Raw genomic sequence first — 11,551 nt, 5'->3', positions numbered from 1 at the left:
CCAAGCCGCGTGTTTCTGATGCTTAGAAAAAACTGATGGGTAGATAGAAATCCAGCTCAAACGCCTCATCATGGCTGAGGAAATGGTTTTTATGATAATGAACATAAGCGGGCGTGGAACGTTGCTTAAAGCCTGAGTTAGGCAACCACTTCTCTAATACCATACTCAGTTGAGGAAGAAGCTCACCATATACTCCCGTTAAGCGAAAAACAGCATGTAAACCACCCGGAATCGTCATTTGATTCACGACACCGCGTACTTTGAGCGGCTTATCAATCGCCATACAAGCCACATAACGACACTTGTCGAGCTCAACCCAAGCAGGGTTGGAGTGATGCAAACCATATTGAACCGAAAAGTCCCGATTCTCAGAACTTGCCCACGCTTTCAAAATCAACCACGCATTGCGAATGGAACGGTTATAGCCCTCATGTCGAACATACGCCGCAAAGCGTTGTGGGACCTCCATAATTTTTGGTTCTGGCAACTCGCGTTTCGCAACCCGATGATAACCCGCTGCCACTTCCGGATCCTTCAAATACGGTTTTTCTGCGACTTGTAAATCATGCTTTCGCCACGCACCAGGTGACATAGCGAACGTCGCTTTAAACGCTCGGCTAAAAGAAGATACCGAGTTAAAGCCGCACTTGTTAGCAATGTCTAGCACCGATGAGCCGGTATCAAACATCAGTTGATTGGCGGCGTATTCCATTCTGGTACGGCGGATATATTGATGGATGGATTCCCCCACGACATCTTTAAAAATACGATGGAAGTGTTGTTCAGAATAGGCTGCTACGTCCGCTAGCTCTTTAGCTGATAAATCTCTGCTAATGTCCTGGTGAATGTAAAACAGCACGTCATTGATTCTGGAAACTTGTTGATGGCTCACGGAGTAAACTTTCGCTCAAATAGCATAAATGGACATGTTTAACAGCATAAATGGACACACCAAGCTTGGCAATTTATCTATACTATTTCTGACATAAAAAAAGACAATTACGAGAAGCACAGCACATGGAAATCGCACAGTCATTACAACAAACTAAGTCATCCTACATTCGAGAGATCCTCGCAGCAGCGAGTGATAAGAATGTCATTTCTCTTGCGGGTGGCTTACCGGACGAAAAAACCTTCCCGATCGACTTGATGAAACCGACGCTCGAAAACCTCGCGAACATGCCAGAGGTGTTTCAATACGGCGCAACAGCAGGCTACGCACCGCTACTTAATTTTTTGACCGATTATTACCAGCTACCAGAATCTCATTTGGCGATGATCACAACGGGTTCTCAGCAAGGGCTAGATTTGATCGCGCGTGCGTACGTGAATCCGGGCGATAAAGTGGTGATGGAAGCGCCAAGCTACCTTGGAGCCATGCAAGTATTCGGTTTAGTTCAAGCCAATATCGTGACCGTTTCGCAAACCGAGTGTGGCCCAAACCTTGAAGAACTCGAGCAATGCTTTTCCACACAGCAACCAAAAATGTTCTACGCCGTGCCCGATTTTCACAACCCAACGGGCGTATGCTGGGCGCTAGAGACTCGCCAAAAAGTTGCCGAGCTTTGTATCCAATACGACGTTGCATTCATTGAAGACGCACCATACCGCGAGCTGCGTTTTTCTGGTGAAGCACTGCCGCTGGTTTCGGATTTCTGCCCGCAGCACTCCATCGTGCTGCGTTCATTCTCCAAAATCGCCTCACCAGGTTTGCGTATTGGTGTGGTAACCGGAAAGCGCAGTTACCTTGAGCCACTCATCAAAATCAAACAAGGAGCAGATCTGCACTCTAGTATTCCTATGCAAGCATTGCTGCATGGTCTACTTCAGCATGACAATTTCGAAACACACATTTCAACCATCTGCGCACTTTACAAATCGCGTTACGATGTCATGTTTGCTGAGCTGCAAAAACAGCTGCCAGAAAGTTGCGTGCTCAAACCTGTCGATGGTGGCATGTTTGTCTGGGTCGAAATTCCAGAATGCGACACGTTCGAACTTGCGAAAACTCTACTCGAAAACTGGGTTGCTGTGGTGCCAAGCCCGGTATTTTATCCGGAAGGTTCCAAGGTAAAAGCCGCTCTGCGTCTTAACTTTACCAATGCCACACCAGAAGAACTGACGACGGCTGTCACTCGACTTGCGGATGTACTTAACGCTTTGTAATTGAGTACCGCGCGTTAGAACCTGCCTTTGAGATTCAAAAAAAGTCTCAAAGGCAGCATCAAAAAAGTTCCCCAAAAAAATTTATATTTTTCCTTCAAATCAACTCTCTACAGTAAGTGCCTGTTTTCTCTTGATCCTCTCACTCATATAAAAGTGAGAACCTAATCACGTATTTGATGGTTAGAAAAGTTACGTCTATCTTTCAGACAAAAGACATCAACTTCGCAGCATTAATGCTCTCAATTTCAGACACTTTACTCAATCGTGGCTTAGCGATTGAGAAAACGACTAGAAAGCATCTGCGGGCATGCCCACTACGAAGGATTGACCAAAACCATTCTGAATGTCGCGAACCAGTCGCTTGATTGGCAATTACGTCAGTGAATCGCACCAAATGACAGAGGGGTTATCAGGATGAACACTCGAACCACGACAGGACTCGTCGCCACTGGCTGGTCCGTTATCTTTTCACTTTTTACCGCATTCGCCGCGTATGCGAGTACGTCTCCAAACTGTAGTGACGTATTAGCGGGCAACACAACCGCCGTATCGCAAAAAATGATGGTCTTACTGGGCGAAGACATCACCAAATCCAACCGCATTACCACGGTGATTCCAGCCCAAAACAATCCATTTGTAACCGAAGAATTGGTCTCGGTTTCCAATGACGTATCGCCCAATGGACATTTGCCACAAAAGACATTGGAAGAGATCAGAAAAGTACGCTCAGATTTAGAAAAAGCCGCACAGGAAGTAAGCCGATTACAGGGCACTTTTGAAGTCGCGTTCGTTAGCTTGATTGATGGCTACTGCCAGTTCTCGAATCACGAACTTACTCAGCATGCTAAAATCGACTTTGACCATTTGGAAGGTCTAACGCTGTATTCAATCCCAGCGCTGTTGGCAATGGTAGATCAATCGTATGCGATGGCTGAAAACCGCCTAGCAAACGAGCAAAACCAATTGAGCAACATTGAAAAAGAAAAACAGAGGCAGAAACAGCAAGCAAGTGCTGCGGCAGCCGCTCGTTACCAAGACGGTAACGTGTTGGTGAAAGTCGAGAATTTTGATGGTTCTAACGTGATGTTTTCCGTCACAAACGTAGGTTCTCAAGGTTCATTGCAGCCAAACTTCAACACATTTAGTGCCTATCGCACCGAAAGTGGAGAGTTGGTCTATAAGTCAGAATCTTTACTGCATCTGGCTGATACGGCAGGCAACACGCTGCAAACGATGGGCATTGCTGAGCTTTCATCCAAAGGTGGAAACAGCTTGTCGATCTCTCCAGGAGAAACTCGAAAATTCGTCACCAGTATTGCTTCAGAAGTCGCGCCACACGCGCAATTAAGCTTAGAGTTTCCGGCCAAAGTGCTCAATACAGAGCAAGATTTCACGCTGTCGTTTTCCGACTCTATCGCGGTAGCAACAGCCAATGTGAATTAACGGCGAGAGAGAACATAACGAACAAACCCATGTTTGTTGAGCGTGTCAAAGACAGGCGAGCAACGCCTGTCTTTCAGTTATGAGCAAGCAAATCGCTACTGTTTGCACTTGTATGCGTTTGCAAACATCGTCACTGACGTAGAAAAGCTTAACGGTTGGTATAAATACAAGGTATCTGCGCCTAAATCTGCCGCCTTGATGCGCATTTGGTTTAGCGTCCCCCATACCATGTCTTTATCTGCGTGAAGCCAGTAGTCGTAAAAGTGCCCTTCTGAGCCGATCACGGTACCCATTAGTTCACAGTTTTCAATCGCATTCACATTATCCCAAAGCACCTGTACTTGCTCAGATTCTTGAGTTGGGAACGTCACACACCCCGTTAATGATGCCGCTAACGCGAGACACATCACTCGCTTTTTCATATTCATATCGCCAAAAAATTTTATAGATGGCGGATTTTATGAGTTGCTTATGCGATGACCAACAAAATATTTCTATCGCGCGTTCAAGTAGAACTAATGGACAACGGAAAAACCCAAAAAGTGGCCACGCATCTAACGAGTAAAAACCTCGCAATCACAGACCTAGCAATAAAACTGTATCTGAGATAAAACAGTAACGATTAAATACACACGAGGGATAGAGTTTTGGTTGCTAAGAATAAGCTAATTCGCTTCACAGCTACGGAAGTCGCTGATGCATTTGAAAAAGAAGATGAGCTCATTAAACAAGTTCAATCCAACCAACTCTCGCAAGTGCTATTACTTTGGCAAGTAAAAAGCCCGACGCTCGTGCTTCCCGCGGGCAAGAAATGGCCAGTGTCTAATGAATTGGAACATGCGTTAAATACGTCTGGCTGGAAGCTCTTTTCTCGTAAAACCGGTGGTGCACCAGTCCCTCAGGTACCGGGTATTATTAATCTATCCCATATCTATCACTGGCCAGAAGGTGAGCCTTACAACATCAAAAAAGCGTATCTCGATTTATGTGCGATATTAACGGTTTTCTTTGAACAGCTAGGCGTGAAAGTGGATGTTCATGCTACGCCTTATTCCTACTGCGATGGCGAGTACAACCTCAACATTGTCGGACAAAAAGTCGTGGGAACCGCGCAGCGTGTTTTACTTAAAAAAGGCGGCGGACAAGTGGTATTGTCACAAGCATGCATTCTGATTGATGCCGACGTCGAGAAGATTGTCGAACCAGTACGATTATGTAATCAGCTTTGTGGTCATGACGATGATATTCGTGGTGATGTCCACACACCGCTCTTCCATCATATATCCGACCGCCCATCGGTAGATTCACTCTTTCAGCAATTGACGAGTGCGTTTTTAACGCATGCAAAAACTGAGTAAAAATCGGTGTAAACAAAAAGGAGCAAAAGCTCCTTTTTGTTTAATGATATTAAAAGCGAACTTCGACTTCTACACCTTCAATCCAACGGCTTTTTTCTAGAGCTTCATCAAAACTCAGCGTCACCTTCAAATACGCAGGTTGACCTTCGAATGGGCTTTGCAGTTCAGAAGGCAGCTTGTTCACCACTTCAACCGGCTTCGATACCGTTGCACTGAACTTTCTGCCATCAGGAAATACAACTTTCGCTTTAGTATCCATCTTACTGTATTGGAGATATTTCGGGTTTAAGAAAGCGGTTATCTCCGGCGTAACATTGCGAGCGATCGTAAGTAAGGGAGTATTTTCAGAGACATTTTGCCCTTCGTGTACATGAACATCGAGCACTCGCCCTTTCATAGGAGAACGAAAAGTTAAATTTTCTTGTTGCGCGCGTTTGACTACCAATTCACGCATTAATGATCGGTACTCTTGAGTTACCGGACCAGCAAGCTCCAGTTCTTCTAAATCGCGCATCGCATCTACGTAAGCAATTTTTTGACTACTCAATTGATTACTCAAAGAGTTATTTACACTAACAATTGCAGCATAATCGACCTCTGAAACCTGTCCCTTTTTTCTATACACGTCATATTTTTTTTGAATTTCTTGTACTTTTTTCAAGCCATCTTCAGAACTTCCAATCGCATTTTTATACAGTTCATCCGTACTCTGAACCTGATTTTTAGACAATTTAATCAACTCTTCTTTTATAAAATCAATCTCCTTGTTCAGAGCGTTGTCTTTTAACAGCAAGAGCGCTTGGTCCTGAGCTACTTCCGTACCAACATTGACCGGAATAGGGCCAACAATCGCTGAGCGAGTTGCGGTTACCGTTAATGGGTAAGAAGTAATTATCGCTGGCGCTGTCACTAACACCTGAGTTCGAAACAAGTAATATGCCATGAACAAGAGTGGACTGACTACAATGGCTAAAATCAGGTACCAACGAAGACGATAGCCGCCACGTTTTGCCTGTCCATAGACGACTTTCATACCGCTCTCAGACTGCGGTTTGTTTTTCTTATCTAAGTGAAAGTTAACTTTCATACTAAAACTTTTTACCTCGCTTCAATACCCACCAAGGTGCCATACTTGATTCTTCATGACTTCTCCTCACAACCTCGTTAACCATTGAGAAAGCGGTAATCAAACGCATGAAAAACTGGTAGACAGGGTAAAGAAATAACCATTTCGCTGACTTCAGATCCTCTTTTTTTCTCTCTGATACAAGCCCAATATAGACAACAAAAATCAGAGCAGATAAAAAGAGGTAGACAAAATAGAGCATTAGCATCAACGCCAATACAAATTTAAGTGGATAGACAATCACCATATAAATGCTAAATATCACCACGAGCAGCGGTAATAGAACATTTTGAATCACGCCATAAGCCAAAGTGAATACAAAGTTTCCCCAACCAAGTAAACGTGGAGACAGCCCCTCATTGTGCTTACGCAAAAATAAAAACAATAAATCTCCATCCCAACGAAGTCGTTGCAATACCAAACCTTTCAACGTATCTGGTACATCAGTATGGCCGATGGAATGCGTCGAAAAGGCCAACTTATTATCAGGATAACGACGTTTGTATTGCTTCAAACGCATGGTTAAGTCGAGATCTTCTGCAGTATGCGTATCCCACCCCCCAACTTGCTTAAGAAGGTTCTTTCGAAACGCTCCGAATGCGCCAGAGATGTTATTGAGCACACCCCACGTCGCCATCCCTGTTTTACCTGCTTGCATAGACAGCATGTACTCCAAGGATTGCATTTTGGTTAGTAAGTTGGCGTTGTGGTTGCGAACTCTTAACGCACCACCGCTAGCAATCACATTTTTATCCGCAAACTGTTTCATCATGGTGAAAACCATGTCGTTATCGAATGAGGTATCTCCATCTACGTTAATGACAATTTCACCGCTGGCCATCGATAAGCCGGCATTCAATGTCGAAACACGGCCTCCACGTTGCCACTTTGGCAAGACACGAACTTTACGATTACGGACACCTGTATGTCTTCTCTCACCATTTAATGCGGCTTGATAGGTATCTTGGTTTTGCACCGCCCCATCAACCACTGCGAGTATTTCAATATGACCTGGGTAAACTTGCTCAACTAACGTATCGATGGTGATCCCAATCGCCTCTCCCTCACCGTAGCAAGTGATAACGAAGCTTACTGATGGAAATCGTTTTAACTCTGGCTCTTCTCGCATATATGACCAACGAAATATCCCTGTTAACACCAACAAATACAGCGGCAACTCTATGATGATCATTACTGGAAACAACAATAGCCATAGTTCTTCATTGTGAAGAAGCATGCCTCGAAGATAGTCGAGTAAAACGAGACTATCTTGCAGCATAGATCTCACCCATCAACGATTCGATCCAAACAGAAACACCACCTTCAATGACCGGATCAGGCAAATCCCAAGCAAATACGTCCAACTCAAATTCTTCGTCTTCAACAAGATCACCCAAATCCGATAATTTTTGCTGTAAAACGGACAAGCTTGCGTTGGTCGTGTTTGGCATTAGGACAAGCAACACATCCTGTTTGTACTGACAACATATGTCCGTATCTCGAAACAAGCCGCTAAGACGGCGCGTCAGTTGATCCATCAACGAGAATAATTTGGCATCACCATATTGCTTACCGTATTCATCAATCGTCGGTAAGTGTAATCCAAGTAGAAGATGCTGCTCTTTGTGTCTCAATGCGACTTTATTTAGCCACGCCAGTAGGTTTTGGAAAAAGCTGACTTCGACTTTTCCTTTAATCGATAACTCAGGAGCCTGAATAGACTTTCCGTGCTGGAAGATGTACTCACCGACTTCGCCAAGTCGATATTGATAAATTTTACGAACAACAAGCTCTTCGACTTTGATCTTTGAATCACAGCTCAAACATTGACTGATGGTAGCAGCCTCGACAAACAAACTAGAGCAACTATGGCACACATGATTTTCAAGCGGACGGTCATAGTCCACACCAATATGGCGTAGCTGAGTCAAACATTTTGGACATTCAAGCTTTCCACGACGCTGAAAGCTATGTTGTTCACCAACATGACCACAAGTGAAACAGTGTAAAGAGCTCTGAGAATCGATATCGATACTGCTGCAGTCAGGACATACTTCTACATAATTCAAGTGTCCACTATTGCAATGGGAGCAAACACGAATTCTGTCAATCAGCGCTTCAGGCTCTAATATTCCCCGGCCTTGCTCGGAGAGTACGTATCGATAAGTGGAATAAATATCAGGAAACAGAAGGTCAATTATCGGAAACGAATAAATCGACGTAGACTCTAAACTTTTTAAAGCGCTCACTCGACGCTGACGATTTACTCCAAGCCAACCAATCAACGGGTCCAACACGTCCGGTTCGTCAATGGAGTCGATCTTGCTTTGAATGGATCGCCAAACTTTTTTTGACTCTAATTCTTCAAATACACCGTCGGCAATACATCGAGAATAAGGAGTTTCCACAGTGACATAAACCGCCCATGACCAACGCCCTTTCTCTTTAAAAAATGCTTTTAACGCATGGTTTATCTGCTGAGTGTCTGAGTAGGAAATACACACCATCCCCCCCAAACCAACTGGGACCTCTTCGATCTGATTAACTAAGATAACTCCCTCACAGAAATTACTTGTTGGCGGTTCGCCTACCCAATAGAAACTTTTATTTTTTAATGACATTGCATTAGTTCTCACGACCAAAATATTTGCTCATCACAATAAAATATAGGACTAGATACCATAAAACCTTCCTATATTTTCCAAAGTTGAGAGCACACTTATATCTTTGACCTTGGCAGAGTGAGGCAAACTCTCTTTGCTACCAACCAAAATCAGTGCGCACAAAAATGTCAAGCCAGCATAAATTTGCTACTTGCCCAATCGAACAATAGGAATAAGTTACTAACTAGCTATAACTTAGTGAGTTAAAGCTAGTGTTTCATTCAGCAAAGAGAAGGGTGAGCTGTAAACAGCACAATGTTGTAGAAAGAGCATGATAAACCTTTTTAAGCAAGCTGATATACGACGAAATTGATGCCGAAATAGGTCCTTGTATTCACATCAAGCTAATTGTTATTTGTATAAGTCAAGTTCCATCCTGCTCAGTATTTAATCACAGCAGTCAGTGTCAAATCTGAGACTTAGTTATATATTACTAGCTTAATTTTGATAAAAATGGAGGGCATAACACAAAAATAAATCCAATCATTTAGTTTACTTATCAGACGAAAAACATCGAAATATCACGCTTATTGATTATAGTCATTTCGTTCGCTGCCTTTCTCCGAGAAGTACTCGATAAACTCAAACAGCATACCGTGGTCTTCTAGATAGTAGACGTTCTTTCTAAATGGGTGTTCGTCGCCTCGGTGGTCGAGCTCATAACCTGCTTTGCTTAGCCTTTCGATGAGGGCTTCTACATCCGGCACCACAATCCCTATGTGTTTAAAACCTGTGAAGTGTGATGTCCAATGAGTAGCGTCGCCTTTTCCTCCTGACGAGATGGCAATATAAGAATGATCATCACCTACGTGAAACCACTCAATTGGTCTGCCAAACCAATTATCTATTTTTCCGCCGCCGCGCACTTTCCATTCAGGGATAGCGGCGGTCAAAAATTGGATCATCTTTTGTGCGTCAACGACTGAGATATTGGCGTGTTCTACATAACTGTTCATGTATGTTTTCCTTTGGGTTCTTGTTTTTTGTTGTTAATGCAACTCTAGAACCTCAAGCTAAGTTTAGGTAAAGCACCTATTTTTGCCTGCCAAAAATAAATGAGATCCAGTTCAAATATTTATCCATGACGGAATTAGTTGAAGCCTGCGCGCAAAAGCCTCAGAATGTCGCACTTTTCGCACCGATTTATTTTCGGCGCGTTGTTATCTAACTCTACAATTGAGAATCATACATATGGGTTTTACCTCGTTAGGTCTATCTGCTCCAATCCTTAAAGCTATTCAAGAGAAAGGCTACGACACCCCTTCGCCAATTCAGGCAAAAGCAATTCCTGCTATTTTGGAAGGGAAAGACGTAATGGCAGCAGCGCAGACTGGTACAGGTAAAACTGCAGGCTTTACGCTACCGATTCTTGAGCGTTTATCGAATGGCCCTCGCGTTCGTGCTAACCAAGTTCGTGCACTTATCCTGACGCCAACGCGTGAACTTGCGGCTCAGGTGCAAGAAAACGTGTTTATGTACGGCCGTCATCTTCCACTAAGCAGTGCGGTTGTTTTTGGTGGTGTGAAGATCAACCCGCAAATGCTGCGTCTTCGCAAAGGTGCGGATGTGTTGGTTGCGACACCAGGCCGCCTGATGGATTTGTACAACCAAAATGCAGTGAAGTTCGACCAACTAGAAGTTCTGGTACTGGATGAAGCAGACCGCATGTTGGATATGGGCTTTATCCGTGACATTCGTAAGATCCTAGCTCTGCTACCAAAACAACGTCAGAACCTACTTTTCTCTGCGACTTTCTCGGATGAAATCCGCGACCTTGCGAAAGGCTTGGTGAACAACCCTGTTGAGATTTCAGTCAACCCGGCGAACTCGACGGCGAGAACGGTTGAGCAAAGCATCTACCCAGCAGACGTGAAAAAGAAAGCACCGATGTTGGTTAAATTGATCAAAGACGGCGATTGGAAGCAAGTGCTGGTGTTTACGAAAACGAAACACGGCGCAAACCGTCTGGCGAAGTTCCTTATCGAACAAAACCTACCGGCTGCTGCCATCCACGGCAACAAGAGCCAAGGCGCGCGTACCAAAGCACTGGCGGATTTTAAATCGGGTGAAATTCGTGTGTTGGTCGCGACGGACATTGCTGCGCGCGGTATCGATATTCCTCAATTACCACAAGTGGTGAACTTTGAGCTACCTAAAGTGGCAGAAGACTACGTTCACCGTATTGGTCGTACTGGCCGCGCGGGCGAAGTAGGTAAAGCGATTTCACTTGTATGTGCGCTAGAAGCATCTGAGCTGTTTGCGATTGAACGTTTGATTCAAGAAGTGCTACCACGTAAAGAGTTGGAAGGTTTTGCGCCAACCAATGTAGTGCCAGAATCTAAACTGGATACTCGCCCAATCAAACCGAAAAAACCTAAGAAGCCGAAAAAACCAAAAGCGCCAAATGCTGCGGGTGAAAACGCTCCAGCAACCGAAAAGAAAGCAGGCAATGGTGCAAACAAACCTAAACGTCGCTTCAACGGTGGTAACAACGGCAACAAAAACAGCACCAACCAAGGCGGTGCGGGTAAGCCTAAAGGCAACCGTGAAGGCCAAGGTCGCGCAAACAGCAAACCAGATGACCGTAAATCTAACGGCAATAAGCCAAATGGTAATAAACCGAATGGAAATAAACCAAACGGTAATAAGAGTGGCAACGCTGGTAAACCGTCTGGTAACCGCAAGCCAAACAATGCTAAGCCAGCAGGAAACAAACCATCAGGTCAGCGCCGTAAACCTCGTCCGCAGGCGGCAAACTAATCTGTAAACGGCCCCCGATAGCAAATACAACAAAG

10 protein-coding genes are annotated in these 11,551 nt (G+C 44.3%); 4 read left to right on the top strand and 6 right to left on the bottom strand.

All coding sequences use genetic code 11. From position 1 onward, the window contains the following. Positions 1–22 precede the first annotated feature (22 nt). Positions 23–892, bottom strand: a complete 870-nt coding sequence (locus DYB02_RS22275) for an AraC family transcriptional regulator (RefSeq protein ID WP_021484368.1) — start codon at positions 890–892, stop codon at positions 23–25. 125 nt (positions 893–1,017) lie between these two features. On the opposite strand from DYB02_RS22275, the gene DYB02_RS22270 reads away from it, so the two are divergent. After that, on the top strand, positions 1,018–2,166 hold the full coding sequence (locus DYB02_RS22270) for an aminotransferase-like domain-containing protein (protein ID WP_021821404.1): 1,149 nt from the start codon (positions 1,018–1,020) through the stop codon (positions 2,164–2,166). Positions 2,167–2,580: 414 nt separating this feature from the next. After that, a complete protein-coding gene (locus DYB02_RS22260; protein ID WP_029805489.1) occupies positions 2,581–3,609 on the top strand; it encodes a hypothetical protein in 1,029 nt (342 codons plus the stop codon). A gap of 95 nt (positions 3,610–3,704) precedes the next feature. Here DYB02_RS22260 and DYB02_RS22255 read toward each other — a convergent pair whose 3' ends face one another. Beyond that, the gene (locus tag DYB02_RS22255; RefSeq protein WP_020834976.1) at positions 3,705–4,031 is read right to left on the bottom strand and encodes a DUF4156 domain-containing protein; all 327 of its coding nucleotides are present in this window, start codon (positions 4,029–4,031) and stop codon (positions 3,705–3,707) included. Positions 4,032–4,256: 225 nt separating this feature from the next. Here DYB02_RS22255 and DYB02_RS22250 point away from each other — a divergent pair, with 225 nt between their 5' ends. After that, positions 4,257–4,967 (top strand): lipoate--protein ligase family protein, encoded by a 711-nt coding sequence (locus DYB02_RS22250; RefSeq protein WP_029805486.1) that lies wholly within the window; start codon positions 4,257–4,259, stop codon positions 4,965–4,967. Between the two features lie 49 nt (positions 4,968–5,016). Here the strand turns inward: DYB02_RS22250 and DYB02_RS22245 are convergent, their stop codons facing one another. From DYB02_RS22245 to DYB02_RS22230, 4 genes are all read right to left on the bottom strand, one after another. Next, a complete protein-coding gene (locus DYB02_RS22245) occupies positions 5,017–6,054 on the bottom strand; it encodes an HlyD family secretion protein (protein ID WP_025508475.1) in 1,038 nt (345 codons plus the stop codon). A 1-nt stretch (position 6,055) separates the two neighbouring features. Further along, positions 6,056–7,372 carry a glycosyltransferase family 2 protein gene (locus DYB02_RS22240; protein WP_024703083.1) on the bottom strand — a complete coding sequence of 439 codons (1,317 nt, stop codon included), beginning with the start codon at positions 7,370–7,372 and terminating at the stop codon, positions 6,056–6,058. Then, on the bottom strand, positions 7,359–8,714 hold the full coding sequence (locus tag DYB02_RS22235; RefSeq protein WP_005498149.1) for a TackOD1 domain-containing metal-binding protein: 1,356 nt from the start codon (positions 8,712–8,714) through the stop codon (positions 7,359–7,361). The genes DYB02_RS22240 and DYB02_RS22235 overlap by 14 nt, the downstream gene beginning before the upstream one ends. A gap of 569 nt (positions 8,715–9,283) precedes the next feature. Further along, a complete protein-coding gene (locus DYB02_RS22230) occupies positions 9,284–9,712 on the bottom strand; it encodes a VOC family protein (protein WP_023624755.1) in 429 nt (142 codons plus the stop codon). A gap of 235 nt (positions 9,713–9,947) precedes the next feature. Between DYB02_RS22230 and DYB02_RS22225 the strand changes: the two genes are divergently transcribed. Next, positions 9,948–11,516, top strand: coding sequence for a DEAD/DEAH box helicase (locus DYB02_RS22225; RefSeq protein ID WP_025508887.1), 1,569 nt, complete (start codon positions 9,948–9,950; stop codon positions 11,514–11,516). Positions 11,517–11,551 lie beyond the last annotated feature (35 nt).

It is taken from the genome of Vibrio parahaemolyticus (assembly GCF_900460535.1).
Taxonomy (GTDB): domain Bacteria; phylum Pseudomonadota; class Gammaproteobacteria; order Enterobacterales; family Vibrionaceae; genus Vibrio; species Vibrio parahaemolyticus.
This window is presented reverse-complemented; position numbering and strand designations above follow the sequence as displayed.

Bases quoted from the DNA above. Each gene is read 5' to 3' on its own strand.
- DYB02_RS22225 (WP_025508887.1), top strand. From the start codon at position 9,948: ATGGGTTTTACCTCGTTAGGTCTATCTGCTCCAATCCTTAAAGCTATT.
- DYB02_RS22235 (WP_005498149.1), bottom strand. From the start codon at position 8,714: ATGTCATTAAAAAATAAAAGTTTCTATTGGGTAGGCGAACCGCCAACA.
- DYB02_RS22270 (WP_021821404.1), top strand. From the start codon at position 1,018: ATGGAAATCGCACAGTCATTACAACAAACTAAGTCATCCTACATTCGA.
- DYB02_RS22245 (WP_025508475.1), bottom strand. From the start codon at position 6,054: ATGAAAGTTAACTTTCACTTAGATAAGAAAAACAAACCGCAGTCTGAG.
- DYB02_RS22260 (WP_029805489.1), top strand. From the start codon at position 2,581: ATGAACACTCGAACCACGACAGGACTCGTCGCCACTGGCTGGTCCGTT.
- DYB02_RS22240 (WP_024703083.1), bottom strand. From the start codon at position 7,372: ATGCTGCAAGATAGTCTCGTTTTACTCGACTATCTTCGAGGCATGCTT.
- DYB02_RS22255 (WP_020834976.1), bottom strand. From the start codon at position 4,031: ATGAAAAAGCGAGTGATGTGTCTCGCGTTAGCGGCATCATTAACGGGG.
- DYB02_RS22230 (WP_023624755.1), bottom strand. From the start codon at position 9,712: ATGAACAGTTATGTAGAACACGCCAATATCTCAGTCGTTGACGCACAA.